Consider the following 25,067-nt stretch of genomic DNA (forward strand, 5'->3'; position numbering starts at 1 on the left):
AGGTGTCGACGGTCGGGATGCTGCTGTGACTGCGTATGCGATGGCCTCGCTAGGACAGACGGCGGATCCTTTTACTCGCGATATACCGGCGCAGCACTGCCGCATCGCATGATGCCCAATGAAGCTGGTATGAATTCTGCAACCGACTTGTCGACTGGGACGAAACTGCAGCGCGGCATTTTTTTGGAAAAGGGGCTGTACATGAAAGTCGGATATATCGGTTTGGGCGCGATGGGTGCGCCGCTCGCGCAGAGACTCATCGGCGCGTACGAGCTGAGCGTTTGGGATATCAATACTGCGGCTGTGGCCGAGTTCGAGAAGCTCGGTGCCGACGTCGCACCGTCTGCCGCCGAACTGGCACGTCGCTGCGACGTCGTGATGCTATGCCTGCCGCGCACGGAGAACGTGCGGCAGGTCATCTTCGGCCCCGAAGGGCTGGCGCAGGGGTTGACGCCGGGAAAGATCATCGTCGACCAGACGAGCGGTGTGCCCGATCAAACCCGGGACATCGCTTCCCGCCTCGCGGCACGGGGCGTCGCGATGGTCGACGCGCCGGTGGCCGGTGGCGTAGCCGCCGCGCATGCGGGCAAGGTGACGATCATGGTCTCTGGGCCCGACAGTGCATATGAGACGGTATCGCCGATCCTCGAAGCAATCAGTTCGAACGTTTTCAGATGTGGCGAGCGGGTCGGCGACGGGCAGGCGATCAAGCTGGTCAACAACGTGATGAACGCGGCATGCCGCCTTGCGACGCTGGAAATCGTCGCGATGGGAAGAAAGTCGGGACTGTCGCTGGCGACGTTGACCGATGTACTAAACAAAAGCACGGCTCGAAACCGCATCACTCAGACCATGCTGCCTGCGATTGTTGAAGGCCGGGCCGCGACCAACTTCGCGCTCCCGCTGATGGTGAAGGATGTTCGTCAGGCCATCGAGCTAGGTATGGGCGCCGGCGCGCCGATGCCTGTCTCAAGCATCACGCTCGGATTGCTGCAGACCGGTGTCAATACGTTGGGACAGGATGCTCGTCTCGAGGATGTCATCAAGCTCATCGAGTCGATGGCGGGCACGCGGTTGCGTGATGATGCGATTCCGACGTCCGTGCCGGCGTTGACGGCGGATGGTGCGGGTCGGGACAGGTTGACGGTCGGCTATGTCGGGCTTGGTGCGATGGGCGCGGCACTCGCGCGGCGCCTGATGAAATTCACAAAGGTACAGGTGTTCGATGTGCGGCCCGAGATCGTACGCGAACTCGAAGCTGATGGCGCCGTTGCGGCGCCGGATTTGCCCTCGCTGGCGCGCGATTGCGACGTCATCATGATTTGTGTGCCTGACTCGGCTGTGGTCCGACAGGTAATTTTCGAGAAGGGCGGGTTGGTGGAAGGCCTGGCCACCGGCAAGATCGTCGTCGATCAGACGACCGGCGACCCCTCGGCTACGCGCCGTATGGCGGAGGAACTCAAGGCGCTGGGCGTGGAACTGGTAGATGCGCCCGTTTCGGGCGGCCCGAGCGGGGCGGAGGCAGGCACCGTGGCGATCATGTGCAGCGGTGCGCCGGACGCTTGCGCGAGCGTGCGGCCGCTGCTCGAATCCATCAGCCCGAACGTCGTGTATTGCGGCGGCACCGGCTATGGCCATATCGCGAAGCTGGTCAAGAATGCAATTGGGGCCTGCAATCGGCTGATCGCGTATGAAGCTGTGGCGATGGGGATCAAAAACGGTCTGAGGCTTCGAGACATCGAGAAAGTGATCAACAGCGGGTCAGGGTGGAGTGCGACGTTCGAGCGCATCGTCCCGGTGCTTGCGGCGGGCGGACGGTCTGCGACCTTGCGTCTCGAGCTCATGGTGAAGGACCTCCGGTTGGCATGTGAGACCGCAATGAATTGCGGTGCGCCGATGTTGATCGCGAATGCGGTCCGTAACGTGGTCGAGGCGGCAGCGAATGAACTTGGGGGCGATGCCAACATCGACGAGCTGGCAACGCTGTTCGAAGCGCGGGCGGGGATCACGTTTTCCGCTTCGTGACAAAACGCTTGACGGTGCGAGGTGTTCCGTCCGATTGCGGTTGCGGCGACATGTTGGGGTTTGGCGTTAGCGTCGCGTTGGCGCTCGCCGACGCGACAAGTCAAGCGGCTTTAGACACAACGCGCGGTGCCGACAGCGCATCGAGCGTTGTGTGTACTACCGGTGGACACGGCTCGGGCGCACCGTCGTTGGTGTGGACATCCTGGAGGGCTCGTGACGGCCAATGACCCTGCGAAAGGCATGGCACATCAATTGCAAGTTGAAGGACAACTTCGTTCTACGCTTTTGCGCCTACATACGATGAATCAAACTTCCCGATCTATCTCCTTTCAACACATTGCCCCGGAATTGCGGCTTTACTGTGGCGACGAAAGCCTTGCTGCATTGGCCAAGGAGATCAAGCGCAGCGGTTGTCAGCGTGCCGTGATCGTCAGTGGTCGGTCGGTCAGGTCTTCCGAAGCGATGCGGCAGCTGCGCGATACGCTCGGTGCCGCGCTGGTCGGTGAGACGGCGACGGTTCTGCCGAATAGTCCGTTGCACTCCGTAGAAGAAACGGCTCGTGCGCTGAGTGCTCTGGAGGCGGACGCCGTGATTGCGGTGGGGGGCGGGTCGGCCGCCGTCATGGCCCGTGCAGCAAGCATCTTGCTCGCAGAGAAGCGGCCGGCGGGCGAGCTTTGCACGCGCAGGCTCGCGAGCGGCGAGTTCGACAGCCCCCGGCTGGCCGCCCAGAAGCTTGTGCAATTCGTTGTGCCGACTACGCCAAGTACCGCGTTTGTCAAAGCGGGAAGTGCCGTGCACGACACCGAGACGGGACAGCGGCTTGCCTTGTTCGATCCGAAGACGCGGGCAAAGGCAATTTTTCTCGATCCGGGTTTTCTCGGCACCGCTCCTGCGGCGCTCGTCGAAGGGGCCACGCTGAACACCCTTTCCACGGCAATCGAAGCGCTGGAGTCGCCGCGCTGTGACCTCGTGTCGGAGGCAATGTTGACGCAAGCGCTACGGCTCATCGCGCGCAATATTGACTGTATGTCGCCTGAAGATATCGCCGCTCGCGAACGTCTGGCGGTTGCCGCCGTCCTTTGCGGGCGGGGGACCGAGCAGTCGGGTGGTGGGCTTTCGTCGGTACTGGCGCATGCGATCGGGCATCGAAGCAACGTGTCGAACGGGATCGTCAATGCCATCGTGCTGCCGCAAACGATGCGTTTCAATAGCCCTGCAACGCACGATTCGACCGGGCGCATTGCCGACAGTCTATGGGTTCCGGCCGCCGATTCGGCACAGCGGTATGCGGCGCCAGCCGTCGAACTCCTGGAGAGCCTGCTCGCGAAGGTGAGCATTCCTCGGCGACTTCGCGACATCGGCGTGACGAAAGACGATCTCGATCCGATCGCGGAAGCGGCTATGCAGGACTGGTTTATCAAGCGTAGTCCGCGTCAGGTGACAGGCGTCGCCGATATACGCGGCATCCTCGACGCGGCGTGGTAGGGAATAAAGATCTCGGAGACGGAGACATCTCATGAAGCACGCATTCTTTTGTCGCCGGTTCGTTACGGGTGTATTCGTCATTTGCAACGCGGCGTCCGCGTCGGCAACCGAGCAGTTTCCGACCAGACCCGTGCATATCGTGGTCGCGATGGCGCCCGGCGGTATGGTGGACACTGTCACGCGCCTGCTGGCGCCGAAGCTGGGTCAGAGCTTGGGGCAGCCGGTGATTATCGAAAATCGTGGCGGTGGAGGCGGATTGGTCGGCATCCGCTATGTGAAGGATGCACGGCCGGACGGATACACGGTGCTGGCAACTTCCGCGGACACGCTCGGTCTCCAGTCGGCAGTCAAGCGTGATCCGGGTTTCGTTCTCCGCAGTGACTTCGTGGGGGTGGGGACGATGGTCGAATCGCCGCTTCTGATCGACGTCGGAGCCAGCCAGCCCTACAAGACTTTTGGCGAACTGACTGCGTATGTGAAGGCGAATCCGGACAGAGTGTCCTACGGATCGGGAGGTGTGGGCAGTGCGACTCACTTTGCTACGGCCGCATTTCTGCAACGGACCACGTTGAAGATGATGCACGTTCCATTCAAGGGCAATGGGGAAGCGCTGCCTGAAGTGATGAGTGGACGGATCTCCGTCATCTTCGACGCGCCGGTCAGCAGCTCTCCCTATCTGAAGGCCGGAAAATTAAGAGCATTGGCCGTGACGTCCCCGAAGCGCCTCGCAGCACTGCCGGACGTGCCGACGGTCGCCGAGGCCGGTTATCCGAACTACAGCTACGTTCTGTATCAAGGCCTGATGGCGCCGGCCGGTACGCCGCCGGCCGTCATTCAACGCCTGTCGTCGGCATTGCAAGCAGCGGTTTCGGATAAGGCGCTGGCGGAGCGCCTGCGAAGTTACGGGCTCGAACCCTTGACGATGTCACCAAAGGAGTTCACGGATCTCCTGCTGAAAAATGAGACTGAGAAAGCAAAGCTTGCCGCATATGTGGGCATGCCAAGCAGTAATTGGCGTGTCAGCAAGCAGGTGAAGAGCGTCGCCGATGTGCGGGGCATCCACGACGCAGCGTCGTAGGAAATCGAAGTCATGGAGAAAGGATCTTCTCATGAAGCACGCATTTTTTTGCCCTGGATGGGCGGCAGGCGCTTTCGTCCTTTTCGGAGCGGTGTCCGCGTCGGCATCCGACCAGTTTCCGACCAAGCCGGTGCATATCGTGGTCGCGACGGCGCCCGGCGGTCTGGCAGACACGGTCGCGCGTTTGCTTGCGCCGAAGCTGGGTCAGAGCTTGGGGCAGCCGGTGATTATCGAAAATCGTGGCGGCGGAGGCGGATTGGTCGGCATCCGCTATGTGAAGGACGCACGGCCGGACGGATACACGGTGCTGGCGACTTCCGCGGATACGATAGGCCTGCAGTCGGCAGTCAAGCGTGATCCGGGCTTCGTTCTCCGCAAGGACTTCACCGGAGTGGGGCCGTCGGTCGCGTCACCGCTACTGATCGAAGTCGGCGCCAGCCAGCCCTACAAGTCGTTCGGCGAACTGACTGCGTATGTGAAGGCCAATCCGGACAAACTGTCCTACGGATCTGGGGGCGTGGGGAGTACTACTCATCTTGCTACGGCCGCATTCCTGCAGCAGAGCGCTTTGAAGATGATGCACGTTCCGTTCAAGGGCAATGGCGAAGCGTTGCCTGAAGTAATGAGTGGACGGATCTCCGTCATCTTCGACTCGCTGATCAGCAGCTCTCCTTATCTGAAGGCCGGAAAATTGAGAGCATTGGCCGTGACGTCCCCGAAGCGCCTAGCTGCACTGCCGGACGTGCCGACGGTCGCCGAGGCCGGTTATCCGAACTACAGCTACGTTCTGTATCAAGGCCTGATGGCGCCGGCCGGTACGCCGCCGGCCGTCGTTCAACGCCTGTCGTCGGCATTGCAGGCGGCGGTTTCGGATAAGGCGCTGGCAGAGCGCCTGCGAGGTTACGGGCTCGAACCCGTGACGATGTCCCCAAAGGAGTTCACGGATCTCCTGTTGAAAAATGAAGCCGAGAAAACAAAGCTTGCCGCATATGTGGGCATGCCAAAGCAGTAACGTGCATAACGAAATTTGGAGGAGGTGACTCATGACGTCATATACGCGTCAACTGGCGGAATTTGCAGCGAAACTCAAACTGGCCGACGTTCCAGAAGATGTGCGCGATCGCGCAAAGCTGATCATTCTCGATGGTCTAGGATGCGGGCTCTTCGGCGCAAGTCTTGAGTGGACCCGAATCCTGGCAGGCGTGGTTCGCAAGCTCGAGCCGGATGGCGGGCGGGCATCGGTGTGGGGGCGCGGTGAAACGGCGTCGGCCGTCAATGCGGCGCTGCTGAACGGCACGATGATTCAAGGTTACGAGCTGGACGATGCGAATCCGGCATCCATTCACAGCTGCGCGGCGGTCTTGCCCGCGGCGCTCGCGGCGGCCGAATATGTTGGCCCCGAAAACGTCGACGGCGAAACTCTACTGACTGCAATCATCGCCGGCTTCGAGGTCGGTCCACGGGTGGGCCTCTGCATGAACGGCAACAAGATGCTGGTACGAGGTTGGCATACGCCCGGCATCTTCGGACCGTTTCCGGCCGCGGTGGCCGCCGGAATCGTCCTCGGTCTCGACAGCGAGCAGATGTACCACGCACTTGGTATCGCGGGTGCCCAGGCGTCGGGCATCATGGCTGCCCAGTTCGGCTCGATGGTCAAGCGCATGCTGTCGGCGAAGGCAGCACAAAGTGGGCTCTATTCGGCATTGTTGGCCGCCGATGGGTTTACCGGCATCGAGGATGTGTTCGAGGAAACCTATGGCGGATATTGCACCACCTTCACGCAGACTGCCGACCAGTTCGACTTGTCCGCGTTGATCGGTGAGCTCGGCACGCGTTGGGAAACAATGCGGATTTCCATCAAGCGTCACGCGGCAGTCGGCACGAACCTGTCCGCGTTGGACGCGATCGAGGAGGTCATGGAGGAAACGGGCCTGACCGCGACCGACGTCGAGCGAATCACGGTGCGAATGACCGAGGATGCGGTGCGTCATTCCTTCTGGACGCCGTACGTCCCGAATGGGCTTACTGCGGCTCAGATGCATCTCGGCTTCTGTATCGGCATGAAGCTCATTGACGGCGAGGTATTCGTCGATCAGATGATCGATGAAAACGTCGGCCGTCCGGATCTGGTCGAATTCGCGAAGCGTGTCGATGTGGTACGAAGCGAAGAGCGCGAACGAAAGGGGCGGCCTTTTGCGCGAGGCGCCGATGTTGAGATCCTGCTGACAAACGGAACGACGTTGCGCAAGACGGTCGACAACTTCCTGGGAAGTTATCAGCGTCCGATGAGCGACGAACAGATGGCGACAAAATTTCGCCGTCTCGCGTCGAAAGCTCTTCCCGCGGATCAGGTGGAGCGTCTCGAGGCCGCAGTGCGCGGGCTTGAGCGTGCCGGCACCGCGACAGATCTGCTTCGCTTTCTGCAATTGCCGAACTGATGCAGCACGCGCGCTCGTCCGACGATGAGCGCGCGGCGGCGGATGGACCAGATGTTACCTGTGATGAATAGGTGATTTCCCTCGTGCGTCAGACCAGTTCGGGGACGACGCACTAGTGCAGGCGCTTGCCACGGTAATGCCCCAGAGATTGATGAGTCGGATCAACAGGAGCTGTCGATCCGGCCCACTGATCATTGGATTTCGTGGTGTTACGCTGTGTCCGCGGTGAGGACAGACCAAAAAAAAAGCGATTCGATGATCGCCACGGAGACATAGGGATACCATCATGGAGACACTCGATTTTGCCAGACCTGGTGTGGCGGCGTCGCTACGTGGCGTATTGATTCTTTCCGCGGACGGAAAGGAGTTAACGGCGACCGGAATCGCCGAGCAGCGCGAAATGGCGACGAGAATCGTCGCGGGTTGGCATGATGCTCGGCGCCGCCAGCAACGCATTTTCACGGTTGAAGGTCCGGATTCTTCGCCGGTTGTGGTTATCGTGCTACCGGCCACGGATGCGACGATACTCGTCGCTCTGCTTCGAGAGGGGCGCGACGCGCTATTCGAGTTCGTCGGTTCCGTCGATTTCGCGAGCGACATCCTCAGTCACTTTCTCACGAATCCATTCGAAGCGCTGACCGTCGTCGATCGCGACGGGGTGCTGCGGTATATCAGCCCCGTCCATGAGCGCTTCTTCGGAATGAAGCCTGGCAGCGCTGTTGGCCGTCCCGTATCGGAGGTGATCGAAAATACGCGGCTCGACAAGGTGGTATCCACGGGTAAAGCGGAGATCGGTGCGATTCAAGAAATGCGAGGCGTGACGCGGGTCGTTACGCGGCACCCGATCAAGAATGCCCGCGGAGAGATGGTCGGCGCGATTGGCCAGGTAATGTTCAAAGGCCCCGAGCAATTGCAGACGTTCTCGACCGAGCTGACGAAATTAAAGTCCGAAGTGGCGTACTACCGCCGAGAGCTGAAGGATCTGAAAAATCGGAGCTACGGCCTCGACCAGATCGTCGGGGAAAGTCAGGCGATGCAGCGCCTGAAGCAGCAAATCGTGAAGGTCGCGCCGCTCGACGTCCCGGTTTTGCTGACAGGAGAGAGCGGAACCGGCAAGGAGTTGGCGGCTCATGCGATTCACAAGTTGAGCGCCATGCGGGACGGTAATCTGATTATGGTCAATGCTGCGGCGTTGCCGTCAACGCTGGTCGAGAGTGAACTGTTCGGTTATGAGGGCGGGTCATTCACCGGTGCAGAACGCAAAGGCCGGCGCGGCAAGATCGAACAGGCCGATGCCGGGAGCCTGTTCTTCGACGAGGTGGGAGACATGCCCGCCGACGTGCAGGTGAAGTTGTTGCGCGTGTTGCAGGACGGGTCGTTCCAGCGTGTCGGCGGAACCGAAGCTCGGCATTCGAATTTCCGTTTGATCAGTGCAAGCAACCGAAACTTCGAAGCGATGATCGCAGACGGTACGTTTCGGCTCGATCTGTTCTATCGAATCGGTGCGGTCGTCATTCGGCTGCCGGCGCTTCGCGAACGACTCGACGATATCCCGCTCCTCGCGGATCTGGCGCTCAACCAGTTTGCGGAGCGGCATGGACAGCGGCCAAAGCGACTGTCGGACCACGCCCTGGCCTATCTCCAGGTCCAATCGTGGCCTGGGAACGTGCGCCAGCTGATGCATACGCTCGAACGAGCGGCCATCTTCAGCGACACGGATATTATCGATGTAGCCGACTTCGGCGTCATCGATCTGTCAGATGCGAGTCCCGAAGTGACCGTCGCGGCTCCGGAGTTTTCGGATCGGTCGTCCTATCCGCCGTCGCTCGGGCAGCACGACACGATGCGCGTGAGTAGCGCAGTGGAGCAGGTCGAGGAGCAGCTCATTCGGAAGGCGATGACCCAATTCGGCGGAAACAAGAAGCGGGTGGCTTCCAGCCTGGGAATCTCGCGATCATATCTCTACAAGCGGCTTGCTCAGATGGGGCTGACCACGTCTTGACGGACCATGCCCGATCGGCCGGGCAATGTCGTCGCCCGGTCGGTGGTAGGTCGCCTTGTCGCTATCGGCGCCGTGCGTCGTGGGGGCCGGTCGATGTAGCCCGTCGCGCTGCAATTTTGATTTCGCTGATTGATACGACTGCCCAGGCCGACGAGGTGATCACCGAGGCGGGCGGCTTCATAGGATTTGGCCCAACCGGGCGACGTCGTGATAAGCGACCCGCTGCCACCTCGAAAGACGCAGGAGTCGCTCGGCAATGGCGTCGATATCATCGATTCGCCTGTTACCGGAATAAAAATGAGGCAAAGGAGGGAACGCTCAAGTTTTATGTCGGCGCCCGAGCGGCGGCCCTTGAAAAGATACGTTCGATTCTCGAGTCCATGACATCGCAGGTGGTTTATCTAGGTGACGTCGGCAACGACACGGCAGTGAAGCTCATGGACAACATGCTGTTCCGGGCCAACCGCGTTCTGACTATCGAGGTACTCGCGCTTGGCGCGAAGGTCGCACTCGATCCGACGCAAATGGTCGAGGTGATCAGCGATACAGCCAGCAATAGCGTCGCATTTCAGTAGTTGGCTCCGCGGGCCGTCGCGCGCAAATTCGACGGTATCTGCGTGCATATCACGTAAAGACATCGCGTTCCAGGCCGCGTTTGCCAAGTCGGCCAAGATGCCGATGTTCATGGCGAATGCCGCACTGCAGGTCTATCAAATGGCGAGGGCCGCCGGGCAGGAAAATGATGACGGCGTCGCCGTCGAGAAGATCCACGAGCAATCCACCAGTGTGCCGGTGTGCTCGCAAGCGCGATTCCCGATCGCAGCCGGCGACGCGATACGGGCGTCAGGTGTACTCACCGAGTCTGGTGCTTGCGGTGAAGACAGTCGTGCTTACCGCGCGGACAATCGATTCGATGTCGTTCAATGTGCAACCGGCAGATCGGCGAAGTGCTATGCATCGATCTGATGGCACATGTTTTGCAACGTGGTTTGCATACCTCAACCGTTAAAACCAGACAATGCGAAAATTCGAACAGTTCTACATCGATGGCAAGTGGGTCGATCCTATCGAGTCGCGTCCATTCAACCTCATCAACCCGGCGACGGAGGAGACCTTCGGAGTCGTCGCATTGGGAAGTACAGCGGACGTGGATCGAGCGGTACAAGCGGCAAAGCGTGCACTCCCCGCCTTTAGCGCCGCCCCCAAGCAGGAGCGGATCGAACTCCTCGAGAAAATCATCGCGGTGTACCTGCGTCGCGAAGACGACATCATGACGGCGTTGACCGAAGAAATGGGTGCGCCGTGCTCTTTGAAGCAACATACGGCGTCCGGCCTTGCGGCGCTCCGGCAGGCAATTGAGACGCTCAAGGGTTACGAATTCGAGAGTTGGCTGGGTGTCAGTATCATTCGTCGCGAAGCGATCGGCGTGGCGGGGCTCATTACCCCTTGGAACTGGCCAAACCAGCTAATTTGCAACAAGCTCTCGTCGGCGTTCGCAGCAGGTTGTCCGGTAGTGCTGAAACCGTCCGAATTCACGCCTGTGAGCGCGTTGATTCTCGCCGAGATTCTTCACGAGGCCGGCGTGCCCAGCGGGGTATTCAATCTTGTGAACGGTGACGGCCCGATCGTCGGCAACGCGATCAGCGCGCACGACGATATCGGCATCGTGTCGTTTACCGGCTCGACCCGCGCTGGGATCCTCGTAGCCGAGGCGGCTGCGCCGTCGGTAAAGCGTGTCGCGCAAGAACTGGGCGGCAAGTCGGCCAACATTGTCCTTCCGGACGCCGATTTGCGGGCCGCTGCGGTCTATAACGTGACACGCGGCTTTTCGAACAGCGGACAGTCTTGCCATTCTCCGACGCGCCTTCTCGTGCATGACGATCAGCTCGAAGAGGTTCTCGGCTATCTTCGCGAAGCCGTTGCGGAAATGCGTATCGGTGACCCGAAAAATCCCGAAACGACACATGGTCCGGTTGTCAATCGCGCGCAGTTCGATCGGATCCAGCACTACATCAAAGTTGGACTGGAAGAAGGCGCTCGTTTGGTTTGCGGTGGCCCCGGTCGTCCGGAGGGGATCGATCGGGGCTTCTTCGTTCGTCCTACGATCTTTGCCGATGTCACGCCCGATATGACTATTGCTCGTGAGGAAATCTTCGGTATGGTCACCGCGGTCCTGACGTATAGGACGGTGGAGGAGGCGATCGAGATCGCAAACAACACCGAGTATGGACTTGGCGCATACGTCTTCACCAAAGATCGCGAAAAAGGACTGGACGCCTGTCGTAAATTGAACGCTGGTCGCGTATTTTTCAACGGTGCGCCGGCAAATACCGTTGCGCCCATGGGGGGGTATCGGAAATCGGGTAACGGTCGCGAAATGGGTGTATTCGGGATGGAGGAGTATCTCGAGACGAAGGCCGTGATCGGCTTCGCCTGATTGTTCGTGCCGGCCTCCAGCTGTTGACGGATTGTTCGCCGCGCTTGCGCAGGCGGCGGCTTCGCGGTTCAAAGTGTTGCACAAGGCGAGTCACGAGGCGACGAAGTGTTCTGGACAAGTGAGTCGGCACCGAGCTTCATGTTGTTGATCCGGCACGTTGAACGGAGAAAACCCATGCTGAAACATTGTCGATCTCTGCTTCTATTTTCTGTGGTCTTGTCGATGCTGGCCACCGCGCACGCTTCCGAGAGCGGGTGGGATGGGGCCGCCCGAGCTATCCGTGTTCCCGATACGGTCAGTCCGGAAATTCGAACGATAATTGCGGCCGGCCCTTTTTCCTAATACTTATAAATTTGACATAATTGTATCTAGCAGTCGTTTTGTTTGTTGTAGGGGTAACCTTGATCTCCGTGCAATTTTCCGGTTAGAGCGATCTGGACTGCATGCGGGGTTGCGCCCCGCCGCCTCTAAATATTTGTTTAAAATCAAATGGTTGCTGTCTGTTTTTCAAGCCAGCGGGCTACAGGCATACCATCCAACCAACGAGTAACAAGAAATGAAGGCGCGGAAAAGGGCGCGTGGGTCGCCCGCAAGGTGATACACCGTCATCGCGACGCTTGTCGGCTCGGTTGCCGACGCGAACGAGGCGAATTTCGTAGCAACAGTCGCCTGGCGCGTCGACGGCATCGTCTCGGTGACGAACCAGTTGCAATTCGACGATCAGCCTTTGTGAGGTGAACGCGGCCACTATCTCCTTGCAACGATACGTTCATGGCGATCATCAATCGATACTAGGTGAAGATCCACGGCCGACCTCGAATGAGAGGGGGACCCACCCCTGCCGCGACCAACCCCGCGTTGTAATGTGATGAAGCAATTTCCGCCTCCTGCCCACGGTGGAGTATTCGCAACAGTCTCGTCATCAAATCGTGTGGGGTACACCCCGTTCTAGCAATGTCCGGGCGATCTGCGCAAGGCGTCGCGGGGGAGCGAATACGAGCTAGCGATCACGCTGCTGTCTTGAGCGCAGGCACCGGCGCGGCGCCCGCCGCGTCATACCCGGCAATCGCAAGCGCGAGCACGGGATTCAGGCTGTCAACCATCGCACTGGGGATCAGGATCGTCGCGCCGCGTTCCTTCGTCGTTTCGTAGATGATGTTCATCGCTCGCAACTGAAGCGCACCTGGATGATTTTCGTAGACCTGCGCCGCTTCGACGAACTTGGTCGCGATCTCGGCCTCCGCCGAGCCGAGGATCACCCGTGCCTGCTTTTCGCGCTCGGCTTGCGCCTGGCGCGACATCGAATCCTGCAGCGCGACTGGGATCGCAACATCGCGGGTCTCGACCGAGCGGACGGTCACGCCCCAATCCACGGTCTTTCTGCCGATCTCGTCGCGCAGGTGCATGTCGGCCGCCTTGCGATCCGACAACAAGGCAGCCAGCATCGATGCCCCGATCATTTCCCGCAGCGAGGTTTGCGCAACGCGGTCGATTGCCTGCCGGTAGTCGGTGATGGCGAGCGCGGCTTTCTGCGCGTCATGGACGTGCCAGAAAATCACGGCGTCGACGTTGACGGGCACGGTGTCCTTGGTCAGCGCTTGTTCGGCGTTGAAGGCGGTGGTTTGAATGCGTTCGTCGATGATCGCGACAACATTGTCCAGGATTGGAATGATCATGAAAAAACCGGCACCCTTGACGCTTTGCAGCTTGCCAATCCGCAGGATCACGAACTTCTCCCAGACGTTGGCGACCCGCACGGACAGTGCGATCAGGACCGCGACGATGAAAAGGGGGGCCGCAAGATACAGGTGGCCCCACGCGCCGATGGCGAATGCCGCGAGGACGAACGCGGCAGATAACACGAGTATGATGGGATTCATGGTGACGCTCCGTTTCGGTGACGACAACCTGGCGCATGAGCGATGAGGCGCACTGCATCTCGGGTCGTCTTGGGCGTTCTGGCAACAGGGGCAGAAGCCCTGATGCGAGCGTGCGCCCTATCGCCATGCCGATCGGTACGGTGCCGTACCTCGATCGCGCGCGCTGCGCTTGCGTGACCGGATAGCGAAATATCGGGCGATCCGGTGTGTGAACGACGTGCAGCGCACCACGAAACGCTTCCCGGAGACTGTTCTTCAGCGTACCGACTCGACGAGCCTGCGCGATGCACGATGACGTTCGTCACGTTCTTCAGCCGGGAGCGGTTAATGAAATATCCGATCTACATCACGCAGCATGGGCAGCCCCGCTATCGCGGCGCGCTTCCGGATTTCCCCGAGGTCGGCGTGGAGGGCGACTCGTATGGCGAGCTGCACGCGGCCGCCGAGCAACGGGTCATGGCCCGCTACGACCGCTCCGCGCGTCTCGTTCCGCCACCGACCACGGACATGTCGGTATTGCAGGCGTCGGAAGTTGATGCCGGGGACGGGATCTGGCGGTTCATCGATCTGGACCTGAGCCGGATGACGTCGAGTTCGGTGCGCATCGAGCTGTGCTTACCAAAGCGCATCGTGCACGACATCGATCGGACGGCGAACGCGCTGCATACGACTCGCGATGCCTTCGTGTCGCTGGCGTGCGAGAACGCAGCCGTCCGATCCGCGCAGCACGGACCGTTGCGGTGCGAACCCATCGCGAAATCGCTGTCGGAAGCGGCCTGACGGCCCGGATGTGCCGGGCATGAAGCCGCTGCGGATGGTGCGGCGATGGGGGAGGAGGCGCCTTGAAGATTCACGTTGCGCGTGTGTCGCGACGCCGGACATCGCCATGGAGCAATGCCCGGCCGATTCGCGAGGAGTTCTTCGGCGAGGAGCGACTGGCGCAGCATGCGGGCAGCCTGGCTCGCGCGCAGAAGGTGTTGCCTGGTGTGATCTCGGGCCCGTCGCTCGCCACACGGCTGAGAGACAATGCGGATCATCTGCTGAAGGCCTATCAGAACACGGCGGCCGCAGACGCACGCGGCGAAGAGATCATGCCTGCCGCGGAGTGGCTGCTCGACAACTACTACCTTGTCGCAGAACAGGTGCGACAGATCCGGGACGATCTCTCCCCGCGTTATTACCGCCAACTGCCCAAGCTCGGCAACGGCCCGTTCGCCGGTTATCCGCGCGTGCTCGAGATCAACTGGGCCTTCGTCGCCCATACCGACAGCCGTTTCGATCCCGACGCGCTATGCCGTTTCATGCTTGCCTATCAGGCCGTGGAACCGCTGACGATCGGTGAACTATGGGCGGTGGCGATCACGCTGCGGATCGTGCTGATCGAAAATCTGCGGCGGCTCGCGGATCAGATCATCGACGACCGGCGCGCGCGGCTCGACGCCGACGCGCTCGCGGATCGCCTGCTCGGCGAACGCGGGCAGGCGCGGGCGGAGACGGAGCCGCTCGTCGCGCGTTATGAGCAGATGGTATCGCACGATGCGTTCGCGGTGCAGTTGATCCAGCGGCTGCACGATCCCGATCCGGCCGTCGCGCCGGCACTGGCGTGGCTGCATCGGCACCTGGCAGCGCGCGGCGCGACGCCGGACCAGATCGTCGCCTCCGTCAACCACGAGCAGGGCGCCGCCAGCCTCACCGTGCGCAACGTGATCACCAGCATGCGGCTGATTTCAGAGGTGGACTGGACCGAGTTGTTCGAGCGCATCAGTCTGGTCGATCAGGTGCTGCGCAGCCACCCGGGTTTCGCGGAGATGGATTTCCCAACGCGCAATCTGTATCGCGACGCGGTTGAAGCGCTTGCCCGCGGCGCGCCCGTCAGCGAGCTCGAGATTGCCCGTCGCGTCGTCTCCGATGCCGCGGCCCAGGGGCCAAGCCAAGCGCCGGCCGCCGGCGTGATACCTGGCCGCGAGGCGGACCCCGGTTATTACCTGCTGGCGGACGGCCGCGCCGCATTCGAAGCGGAGATCGGCTATCGGCCGCCCGTTGCGTTGTGGTTGCGGCGCCTCACCCGCCACGCCGGTCTCGGCGGGTATCTCGGCCGAATCGGGCTGATTACCGCGCTGCTGCAGATGGGTATGCTGGCATGGCTCGCTCGCATCGAGCCGCCCGGTCAGTGGCTGATCTGGCTCGGCATCGCCGGCCTGCTACCGGCGCTGGATGCCGCGGTCGCGCTCGTCAATCGCGGCGTGATGCGCGATGTCGGTGCGAAGATCCTGCCCGGCCTCGCATTGCTCGACGGCATTCCGCCGGACCTGCGCACGATGGTCGCCGTGCCGGTGCTGCTGACAACGGAAGCTGTGCTCGGCGAGCAGATCGAGCAACTGGAAATTCATCATCTGGCGAGCCCCAACGGCGCGCTTTACTTCGCTTTGCTCTCCGACTGGATGGACGCGTCCACGCCGCACGCCGACAGCGACGACAGGTTGCTGGCATCCGCGACGGAGGGCATCGACCGGTTGAATCGCCTTTATCCGGCTGCGCCGGGCGAAGGCGAGCGCTTCCTGCTGCTGCACCGCAAGCGCGTATGGAACGACGGCGAACGGTGCTGGATGGGCTGGGAGCGCAAGCGCGGCAAGCTGCACGAGCTGAATCGATTGCTGCGCGGCGCATCGGACACGACGTTCATCGCGGCGGCCGGCCGGACGCCGCACGTGCCGCCGGACGTGCGCTACGTGATCACGCTCGATGCCGATACGCGGTTGCTGCGCGATACCGTGCGCCGCCTGGTCGGCAAGATGGCGCATCCGCTCAACCGGCCGGTATTCGATTCGGCGAGCCGGCGCATCGTCGGCGGCTACGGCGTCCTTCAGCCGCGCGTCACGTCCTCGCTCGCGAGCGGCGACGAGGGTTCGCTGTTCCAGCGCGTGTCGTCGAGCGCGCACGGCATCGATCCTTACGTGTCAGCCGTATCGGATGTCTATCAGGATCTGTTCGACGAAGGATCCTATGCGGGCAAGGGCATCTACGACGTCGACGCGTTCGAGGCGGTGCTCGCCGGTCGCGTGCCGGAGAACGCGGTGCTCAGTCACGATCTGTTCGAAGGTATTTTCGCGCGGGCCGGACTGGCGTCGGATATCGAGGTTGTCGAAGCGTCGCCGTCCCGCTACGACGTCGCCGCGAGCCGCCTGCACCGATGGGCGCGCGGCGACTGGCAGCTCCTGCCCTGGTTGCTGTTCGGCCACGAACCGTTGACGGCGGTCGGCCGCTGGAAGATGCTGGACAACCTGCGCCGCACACTCACGGCGCCCGCCATGCTGGTCGCGCTACTGGCCGGATGGATGCTGCCGCTCCCCGTATCGCTCGCCTGGAGCGCCTTCGTGCTGGTGACGATCGCGCTGCCGTTCCTGTTGCCTGTATTGAGCGGGCTGGTGCCGCGCTGGCGGCGCACGCACGTGAAGATGACCACGCGCAGCGTGCTCCATGCATGGTCGATGGAGTTGCGGTTCGCGTTGACGCGGTTCGGCCTGTCGATCGTCATGTTGCCGCAGCAGGCGTGGTCGATGGGCGACGCGATCGCGCGTACGCTGTTTCGTGTGGCGATCAGCCGTCGCCATCTGCTCGAATGGACCACGGCGGCCGCAGCGGGTGCGCGCGACCGGCGGACCCTCGCGCCCACCTATCTGCAAATGCGCGGCGGTGTGACGCTCGCGCTGCTTGTCGCGGCTGCCAGTCTGATGGCGGGCTGGCGCCTCGATCGTCATACGGGCTGGCTGGCCGTGCCGTTCGTACTCGTCTGGCTTGCCGCGCCGGCGATCGCGTATTGGCTGAGCCGCGCACCACGGTCGGCGGGCGAGCTGCCGGTGGCCCCGCACGATGCGCGTCAACTGCGGCGCGACGCGCGCCGGACCTGGCGTTATTTCGAGACGTTCGTGACGGCGGACGATCAGATGCTGCCGCTGGACAATTTCCAGGAGGACCCGAAGCCCGTCGTCGCGCACCGGACTTCGCCCACCAACATCGGGCTATACCTGCTGTCTGCCGTCAGCGCCCGCGAGTTTGGCTGGCTCGGTACGCTGGACGCGGTATCGCGGCTGGAGGCGACCGTCGCGACGATGCGACTGATGTCACGCTATCGCGGCCACTTTTATAACTGGTACGACACGCGCGACCTGCGGCCCCTCGAGCCGAAGTACGTGTCGTCGGTCGACAGCGGCAATCTTGCCGGCCACCTGATCGCCCTCGGCAACGGTTGCCGGGCCTGGGCGAATCAGCCCGCCGGTGTGGGGTGGCAGGCCGCGTACGAAGGGATCGGTGACACGCTCGCGCTGTTGCGCAAGGCCGTGTGCCGCGATGGCGATGCCCGGACGACCTTGCACGGCGAATTCGAGCAGGCCGCGACCGAGCTGGATGAGACGCTCGCCGCGCCGGCCCGGGAAGTCGGCGCCCCGGACGGCCCCGCAGCGCCGGAATGGTCCGAGATCACGATCCTCACCGCGACGGTCGCCGATGTCGCGCGCGCGCTGACGGACGAGGTCGGCGGGGTGCGGCGCGGCGACGTCGACGACGTGCTGTTTTGGGCGCAGGCGCTGGAGCACGCGGTGCAAGGGCATTGCCGCGACGCGACGCGCACGCCGGACGAAGCGGACGTGCTGAACAAGCGCCTGCATACGCTGGCCGATACCGCGTTGCAGATAGCCTATGCGATGGAGTTCGGCTTTCTGCTCGACCCGGTGCGCAATCTGCTGTCGATTGGTTACGCGGTGGGCGACGGGCGGCTCGATCCGGGCAACTACGATCTGCTGGCATCGGAGGCGCGCCTCGCGAGTTTCGTCGCGATCGCGAAGGGTGATGTCCCGGCGCGGCACTGGTTCCGGCTCGGCCGCCTGGCGACGCCGATCGGGCACGGCGCGGCGCTGATCTCGTGGTCGGGATCGATGTTCGAATACCTGATGCCGTCGCTCGTGATGCGCGCGCCGGACAGCAGCCTGCTCGCGCGCACCAATCAGCTGGTGGTGCGTCGCCAGATCGCCTACGGCGACGGGCTGCGCCTGCCGTGGGGCATGTCCGAATCGGCGTACAACACACGCGACATCGAGCTAACCTATCAGTATTCGAGCTTCGGCGTGCCGGAGTTGGGGCTCAAGCGCGATCTCGACCAGAACCTGGTGGTCGCGCCCTATGCGACCGCGCTCGCGGCGATGGTCGCGCCGAACGCCGCCGCGCGCAACTTTGAGCGGTTGCGTGCAGCCGGCGCGTGCGGGCGCTTCGGCTTCTACGAAGCGCTCGACTACACGCCCGCGCGCGTGCCGGAAGGCATGCCAGTTGCGATCGTGCGGGCATTCATGGCGCATCACCAGGGCATGTCGATCGTGTCGATCGCCAATGCACTGCTGGGCGGGCGCATTCGCGCCTTCTTCCATGGCGAGCCGGCCGTGCGCGCCACCGAGTTGCTGTTGCAGGAACGGGTGCCGGGCCGGGTCGCGGCAGGGCGGCCGCGGGTCGACGCCAGACCCGCCGGCAGGATGCATGGCGTCGACGCCGGCGTTGCACGGCGCCTGCTGTCGGCGGACGATCCCGCGCCCGTCACGCATCTGCTGTCCAACGGCCGCTACGCCGTGATGCTCACGGCCGCGGGCTCCGGCTACAGCCGCCGCGACGATCTGGCCGTCACGCGCTGGCGGGAAGACGCGACGCGCGACGATTGGGGTAGCTATCTGTATCTGCGCGACGCCGAGAGCGGCGAGGTCTGGTCGGCCACGTGGCAGCCCACCGGCGTGGTGCCGGACAGCTACGAAGTGACGTTCACCGAAGATCGCGCCGAGTTCGTGCGTCGCGACGGCACCTTGACGACGTCGCTTGAGGTGGTGGTATCCGCCGAGGACGATGCGGAAGTGCGGCGGGTGTCGGTGGCCAATACCGGCTCCCGGCCACGCGTGATCGAATTCACGTCCTACGCGGAAATCGTGCTCGCTCCGCCCGCCGCCGATCACGCCCATCCCGCATTCTCGAAACTGTTCATCGAAACCGAGTACGTGCCGGCGTCTGGCGCGATTCTGGCGACGCGGCGCAAGCGCGCGCCGAACGAGGCGGAAGTTTGGGCCGCGCATCTGGCCGTGACCTCCGGCGAAACCGTCGGCGCGGAAGAATTCGACACCGATCGATTGCGCGTCATCGGACGCGGGCGCAGCGTTCGCCTGCCGCTTGCGCTGACCGAACAGCGTGCGCTGGGCGCTTGCGAAGGCGCGGTACTGGACGCGGCGTTCACGCTGCGGCAGCGGCTGCGCATCGAGCCGGGCGCGAAGGCGAGCATCGTCTATTGGACCATCGTCGCGGATTCGCGCGCGCAGCTGCTCGACCTGATCGACAAGCATCGCGACGGCGAATCGTTCGCGCGGGCGGCGATGCTCGCGTGGACCCAGGCGCAGGTGCAGCTGCGGCATAGCGCGGTGAGCCTCGACGAGGCCGCGTTGTTCCAGCAACTGGCCGGATACATGCTCTACAGCGATGCGTCGATGCGGCCGGGGTCCGCCGCGCTGATACGACATGCGGCAGCGGTGTCCGCGGCGGGCGGCGTGGGCGCGGCGCCGCTATGGACCCATGGCGTATCGGGCGATCTGCCGATCCTGCTGGTGCGGATCGACGACATCGAGCACATCGCGATGGTGCGGCAGCTGATCCGCGCGCACGAGTACTGGCGGATGAAGCGGCTCGAGGTCGATCTGGTCATCATCAACGAGCGCGCGGCGTCGTACGTGCAGGATTTGCAGGCGGCGCTCGAGGGGCTGGTGCGGACCCGGCAGCAGCCGGACGAAGCCGGGCGCGGCAGTATTTTCGTGCTGCGCGAGGATCTGATGGCGGCCGCGGCGCGCGCGCTGTTTCCGGCGGTCGCGCGCGCCGTGCTCGCCGCGCGCAACGGCCGGCTGGTGGACCAGTTGCGGCGCCTCGCGGGTTCACCGCTGCCCACGCGACCGGATCCCGCGCGCGCGCCGCTGCCGCCGCCCACGATTGCGCCGCCGAAGGGCGCGCAGGCCGGCGCCGGTCTCGAGTACTTCAACGGAATCGGCGGTTTCGCGCGTGGCGGCCGCGAATACGTCGTGATCCTGCAGCCCGGTCAATGCACGCCGATGCCGTGGGTCAACGTCGTCGCGAATCCCTCGTGCGGCTTCCTGACGTCGGCGGAGGGGGGCGGCTATACCTGGGTGACGAACAGCCGCGAGCATCCGCTGACGCCGTGGTCGAACGACCCGGTCACCGATCCGCCGAGCGAAGTGTTCTACATCCGCGACGACGAGACCGGCGTGCGCTGGGGGCCGCAAGCGGCCTCGATCGGCGACGACGCGCCGGGCGCGACCGCTTTCGTGGCGAGTCATGGCCAGGGCTACAGCCGGTTTGCGCATTCCGCCGCCGACGTCGCCGTCGAGTTGCTGCAGTTCGTGCCCCTGGCCGATCCTGTCAAGATTTCCCGCCTGACCTTGCGCAACCTGTCCGACCGGACTCGCCGGCTGTCCGTCGCAACCTATGCGGAGTGGGCGCTGGGTTCGTCGCGCAGCGTCGCGGCGCCGCACACCGCGAGCGAGATCGATCAGCCGACCGGAGCGCTGTTTGCCCGCAACGACTGGAGTCAGGTGTATCGCGGCAGGGTGGCGTTCGCCGATTTATGCGGCCTGCAAACCTCGTGGAGCGCGGACCGGCGCGAGTTCATCGGCCGCAATGGCGTCCTGAGCGATCCCGCCGGTTTTCCGGGCAGGGCCGGCGCGTCGCCGTTGTCGGGCCGCGTCGGCGCCGGGCTCGACCCGTGTGCCGCGTTGCAGACCACGGTCGATCTCGAACCCGGCGGCAGCATCGAAATCGTCTTGCTGCTCGGCGAGGGCGCCGACGCGGCAGCGGCGCGACAGTTGATCGCGCATTACCGTCAGGCGGATCTCGACGCGATATTCGCCGCCGTGACGGCGTTCTGGGACGAGACGCTCGGCGCGATCCAGGTCGAGACACCGGACCGCGCGATGGATCTGATGCTGAACCGCTGGCTGCTGTACCAGACGCTGTCTTGCCGGATCTGGGCGCGTGCGGGCTTCTATCAGGCGAGCGGCGCGTACGGCTTTCGCGACCAGTTGCAGGACGGCATGGCGCTCGCCATCGCCCGCCCGGCCCTGGCGCGCGAGCATCTGCTGCGGGCGGCGGCGCGCCAGTTTCCGGAAGGCGACATGCAGCACTGGTGGCTGCCGGAAAGCGGCAGCGGCGTACGCACACGGATCTCCGACGACCGCGTCTGGCTCGCGCATGCGGTTGCGCACTACGTCGACGTCAGCGGCGACCGCGCGATTCTCGATGTATCGATCCCGTTCATCGACGGACGACCGCTGGCCGCCGACGAGCAGGACGCGTTCTTCATCCCGCGCATCTCGGAAACGAGCGCGTCGCTGTTCGAGCATTGCGTGCGCGGACTGGAGGCCAGTCTCGCGCAGGTCGGCGAGCATGGCCTGCCGCTGATCGGCACGGGCGACTGGAACGACGGCATGAACCGGGTCGGCGAAGCCGGGCGGGGTGAAAGTGTCTGGCTCGGGTGGTTTCTGCATGCGACGCTCACGGCGTTCGCCCCGCTCGCGGCGGCGCGCGGCTCGGCCGACCTGGCGGCGCGCTGGTCGACGCGTGCCGCCGCGTTGCGCGATGCGCTTGCCGATGCGGGATGGGACGGCGCATGGTATCGGCGCGGCTACTTCGACGACGGTACGCCGCTCGGCTCGGCCGGCAACGCCGAATGCTCGATCGACGCGATCGCGCAGTCGTGGAGCGTGCTGTCGCGCGCGGCGGACCCGATGCGCGCCGCTCAGGCAATGGACGCGCTGGAAGCGCAGTTGATCCGCCGCGACGATGGCCTGGCCCTGCTGTTCGCACCGCCGTTCGATCGTTCGTCGGTCGATCCCGGTTATATCAAGGGCTATCCGCCGGGCATCCGGGAGAACGGCGGCCAGTACACGCATGCGGCCACGTGGTCGGTGCTCGCGTTCGCGCAAATGGGCGACGGCGATCGCGCCGCGAATCTGTTCGCGCTGCTCAATCCGGTCAATCGCAGCCGCACGCGCAGCGGGGCGAATCGCTATCGGGTCGAGCCGTACGTGGTCGCGGCCGACGTATATTCCGTCGCGCCGCATGTCGGCCGCGGCGGCTGGACGTGGTACACCGGCTCGGCCGGCTGGCTCTATCGCGCGGGCGTCGAAGGCGTGCTCGGTCTGCGCAGGCATGGCGACATGCTGTCCATTCAACCGTGCATCCCGCTGTCCTGGCCGGGCTTTAGGGCCACGCTGCGTCACGGCGCGTCGCACTACGACATCGTCGTCGAGAATCCGGGCGGCGCCAGCGGCGGCGTGTCCCGCCTCGTGGTCGATGGCGTGCGGCTCGCCGCCGGCGAAGCGGCGGTGCGGCTCGTGGACGACGGTCGCCGCCACAGCGTGGTCGTGACGCTGGGGGCGGCGCAAGCGGTGCTTCTGTGACGCGGCAGATCGGCATCCGCGCCGGTACGTTAGCGGACGGACTGCGCGCGATCGACCGGCCATCATGAACCGATGTCCCGAATTTCATCGAGATGTCAGCGCATGGGCCTCCGTACGCCGTGCCGGATCAGACGGCGCCGCGGCACCCCAAAGGAGATGATCATGAGAAAGCTAGATTCCGTGGCACTCGAGATGGCGATAGTCACCATGACGATTGTCGTGCTGGCAGGTTGCGGTGGGATGTCTCACCGTGGAACGGACACCGTGATCGGGGCGGGTGTCGGCGGCGTCGCCGGCGCGGTACTGACGGGCGGCAGTGCATTGGGCACGGTGGGCGGCGCGGCCGTCGGCGGGGTGGTCGGCAATCAGGTCGGGTAATAGATCGGGCGTTTTCGGAAGACCCGGTACATGGGCAATTGGGACAGCATGGACATCGACTGGCTGAGAAACGTGTTCGGCAGGCATCCGTGTTATGTCGATGGCGGGACGCAGCCCAGGCAGTACCTACTTTTGCGACAGCAGCCGGTCGCTTTCCTTCTTGACTACCATGTAGCATTCGCACACGCGCCGCTCGAGGGCGCTGCGATCGACGACTTCAATCAATCCGCGCGAATAACGGATGATGCCTTCTTCCTGAAGCCGTTTTGCGGTTTCCGTCACACTGGCTCTGCGTACGCCGAGCATGTCGGCAATCAGTTCCTGCGTCATCCGCACGTTGCGCGAATCCAGCCGGTCAAGGCTCAGCAGCAGCCAACGGCAGAATTGCTGCGCGATCGAGTGATGGCGATTGCACACGGCCGTCTGCGCCATCTGGGTGATGAGCGCCTGCGTGTAGCGCAGAAACACGCGCTGCAATGCACCGCCGCGCGCGAATTCCTCTTTCACGATCTGTCCGCTCAGGCGGAACGCTTCGCCCGCGCTCTGGACGATGGCCCGGTTCGGCATCGTTTCACCGCCCATGAACAGCGCGACGCCAAGCAGCCCGTCGCGTCCGACCACGGCAATTTCCGCGGACGAACCGTTTTCCATCACGTACAGCATCGAAATGATCGCAGTCGTCGGCAGGTAGACGTGGCTCAGGTGATCGCCCGGTTCATACACTACATGCCCGAGCGGCAGCGCGACCCACGACAGATGGGGCTCGATGCGCTTGCGCTCGTCCATGGGCAATTCGCCGAGAAGATTGTTCGCTACTACGGGCGAGTCGGCCGCGTCGTCCCGCTCTGCGGGCACGACGCCTACTCCCGATCGGATTCGGTCGATGCGCGCAAGAAGCTTTGCATGCTGTGCTGCCTGTGTTTCCCGGTTTTTCTCGGGCAGCAAGCTCGACAGCGACGTACGCAACGTGTCGTGACCCAGTGCATCGAGGATCTTGATCTTGGTCAGGATGCCGAGATCGCTTTTGCCGGTGCGCCATGCCGAGATTTGCGCGCGCGTAAGCCCAAGGCTGTCGGCCAGTTGCGCATCGCTGCCGAACTGCCCCTCGCGCTTCAGTTCGTCGAACAGCTTGCTCCAATCAAATCGCATCGATCGATAGTTAAGTTTGGTGTCAAATTGATTTGACACCACGCCTGGTCGATGAAAAAATACGATGAGCGTTGGTATGTCAAATCCTAGAGACACTTATAGCATAGGCGCCTTCCGTCGTGAAACAGCGTCCGTGCTTCGGGCATTCACGCCGCGTTCGTGCGTTTCACGAGATCCGCATGAGTGATCGCCCGTCTTACATCCGTCTTCCTCCTTCGTTGTCCGACAGTGTTCTCGCCGTTGTGCCACCTTCCGTGGGCGATGACGAATTTGCCGCTCACCAGATCGAATTCATCCAGCGCGTTTTCAGTTATAGCGCTTATCTGCGCGAGCATGCGCGTGAGACGCCCGTCTCCGATTCCTTCCTCATTGCATTCGTTAGCCTGCTCGAGGCGATCGATGCAAATGCCCCCGAGGATGCTCGCCGATGCGCGCGGCAACTGCAGCAAATTCTCCGGATGCTCGTTGATGAGCCCGACGGCAGCCCACCTGAACCGGCTTCACCGCCCGCAATCTGTTGACCGGCTATTCCACGCCGCGCGGCCGCGTGCTGCGCTCGGCGGCAAATCCCGGGCACGGTAGCGGACAGAAGAATTGTTCGCACGATACTAGACTGCTCAAGCACTCAGACGGATCGATCGGCATACCGATTGATGATGATTAAGCCATCCATCGAAGGGTGGCTAAGCGATTGCTGGGGGAGCGGC

15 protein-coding genes are annotated in these 25,067 nt (G+C 63.2%); 12 read left to right on the top strand and 3 right to left on the bottom strand.

Annotated features, from left to right (window positions below):
* The first annotated feature begins 129 nt into the window (after nt 1-129).
* From ACTJLD_RS10955 to ACTJLD_RS10985, 7 genes are all read left to right on the top strand, one after another.
* Nucleotides 130-2,025: an NAD(P)-dependent oxidoreductase gene (locus ACTJLD_RS10955; protein ID WP_440658725.1), complete on the top strand. Its 1,896-nt coding sequence runs from the start codon at nt 130-132 to the stop codon at nt 2,023-2,025.
* Between the two features lie 213 nt (nt 2,026-2,238).
* Nucleotides 2,239-3,510: an iron-containing alcohol dehydrogenase family protein gene (locus tag ACTJLD_RS10960; protein ID WP_440658727.1), complete on the top strand. Its 1,272-nt coding sequence runs from the start codon at nt 2,239-2,241 to the stop codon at nt 3,508-3,510.
* A gap of 31 nt (nt 3,511-3,541) precedes the next feature.
* Entirely contained in the window at nt 3,542-4,588 is a 1,047-nt protein-coding gene (locus tag ACTJLD_RS10965; RefSeq protein ID WP_440658729.1) for a Bug family tripartite tricarboxylate transporter substrate binding protein, read from the top strand.
* Between the two features lie 31 nt (nt 4,589-4,619).
* Nucleotides 4,620-5,600 (top strand): Bug family tripartite tricarboxylate transporter substrate binding protein, encoded by a 981-nt coding sequence (locus ACTJLD_RS10970; RefSeq protein ID WP_440658731.1) that lies wholly within the window; start codon nt 4,620-4,622, stop codon nt 5,598-5,600.
* A gap of 31 nt (nt 5,601-5,631) precedes the next feature.
* Nucleotides 5,632-7,026, top strand: a complete 1,395-nt coding sequence (locus tag ACTJLD_RS10975) for an MmgE/PrpD family protein (RefSeq protein ID WP_440658733.1) — start codon at nt 5,632-5,634, stop codon at nt 7,024-7,026.
* Nucleotides 7,027-7,312: 286 nt separating this feature from the next.
* Nucleotides 7,313-9,028: a sigma-54 interaction domain-containing protein gene (locus tag ACTJLD_RS10980; RefSeq protein WP_124646763.1), complete on the top strand. Its 1,716-nt coding sequence runs from the start codon at nt 7,313-7,315 to the stop codon at nt 9,026-9,028.
* Between the two features lie 116 nt (nt 9,029-9,144).
* Nucleotides 9,145-9,603: an NAD-binding protein gene (locus ACTJLD_RS10985; protein ID WP_440658735.1), complete on the top strand. Its 459-nt coding sequence runs from the start codon at nt 9,145-9,147 to the stop codon at nt 9,601-9,603.
* 49 nt (nt 9,604-9,652) lie between these two features.
* On the opposite strand, the gene ACTJLD_RS10990 is transcribed toward ACTJLD_RS10985, so the two are convergent.
* Nucleotides 9,653-9,799: a hypothetical protein gene (locus ACTJLD_RS10990; RefSeq protein WP_440658737.1), complete on the bottom strand. Its 147-nt coding sequence runs from the start codon at nt 9,797-9,799 to the stop codon at nt 9,653-9,655.
* A 247-nt stretch (nt 9,800-10,046) separates the two neighbouring features.
* Between ACTJLD_RS10990 and ACTJLD_RS10995 the strand changes: the two genes are divergently transcribed.
* Nucleotides 10,047-11,465, top strand: a complete 1,419-nt coding sequence (locus ACTJLD_RS10995) for an aldehyde dehydrogenase family protein (protein ID WP_440658739.1) — start codon at nt 10,047-10,049, stop codon at nt 11,463-11,465.
* A gap of 1,007 nt (nt 11,466-12,472) precedes the next feature.
* Here ACTJLD_RS10995 and ACTJLD_RS11000 read toward each other — a convergent pair.
* Nucleotides 12,473-13,345: a slipin family protein gene (locus ACTJLD_RS11000; RefSeq protein ID WP_440658740.1), complete on the bottom strand. Its 873-nt coding sequence runs from the start codon at nt 13,343-13,345 to the stop codon at nt 12,473-12,475.
* Between the two features lie 327 nt (nt 13,346-13,672).
* Between ACTJLD_RS11000 and ACTJLD_RS11005 the strand changes: the two genes are divergently transcribed.
* The 3 genes from ACTJLD_RS11005 (at nt 13,673) to ACTJLD_RS11015 (ending at nt 23,211) form a co-directional block, all read left to right on the top strand.
* Nucleotides 13,673-14,125: a type II toxin-antitoxin system HicB family antitoxin gene (locus tag ACTJLD_RS11005; RefSeq protein WP_048994445.1), complete on the top strand. Its 453-nt coding sequence runs from the start codon at nt 13,673-13,675 to the stop codon at nt 14,123-14,125.
* Nucleotides 14,126-14,187: 62 nt separating this feature from the next.
* Nucleotides 14,188-22,833 (top strand): GH36-type glycosyl hydrolase domain-containing protein, encoded by an 8,646-nt coding sequence (locus tag ACTJLD_RS11010; protein ID WP_440658742.1) that lies wholly within the window; start codon nt 14,188-14,190, stop codon nt 22,831-22,833.
* Nucleotides 22,834-22,995: 162 nt separating this feature from the next.
* A complete protein-coding gene (locus ACTJLD_RS11015; RefSeq protein ID WP_234743368.1) occupies nt 22,996-23,211 on the top strand; it encodes a glycine zipper 2TM domain-containing protein in 216 nt (71 codons plus the stop codon).
* A 126-nt stretch (nt 23,212-23,337) separates the two neighbouring features.
* On the opposite strand, the gene ACTJLD_RS11020 is transcribed toward ACTJLD_RS11015, so the two are convergent.
* Nucleotides 23,338-24,399, bottom strand: a complete 1,062-nt coding sequence (locus ACTJLD_RS11020) for a helix-turn-helix domain-containing protein (RefSeq protein ID WP_226153370.1) — start codon at nt 24,397-24,399, stop codon at nt 23,338-23,340.
* A gap of 140 nt (nt 24,400-24,539) precedes the next feature.
* Here ACTJLD_RS11020 and ACTJLD_RS11025 point away from each other — a divergent pair, with 140 nt between their 5' ends.
* The gene (locus ACTJLD_RS11025) at nt 24,540-24,881 is read left to right on the top strand and encodes a hypothetical protein (protein ID WP_234743370.1); all 342 of its coding nucleotides are present in this window, start codon (nt 24,540-24,542) and stop codon (nt 24,879-24,881) included.
* Nucleotides 24,882-25,067: the final 186 nt, after the last annotated feature.

It is taken from the genome of Burkholderia sp. 22088 (assembly GCF_052045915.1).
Lineage (GTDB): Bacteria > Pseudomonadota > Gammaproteobacteria > Burkholderiales > Burkholderiaceae > Burkholderia > Burkholderia cepacia.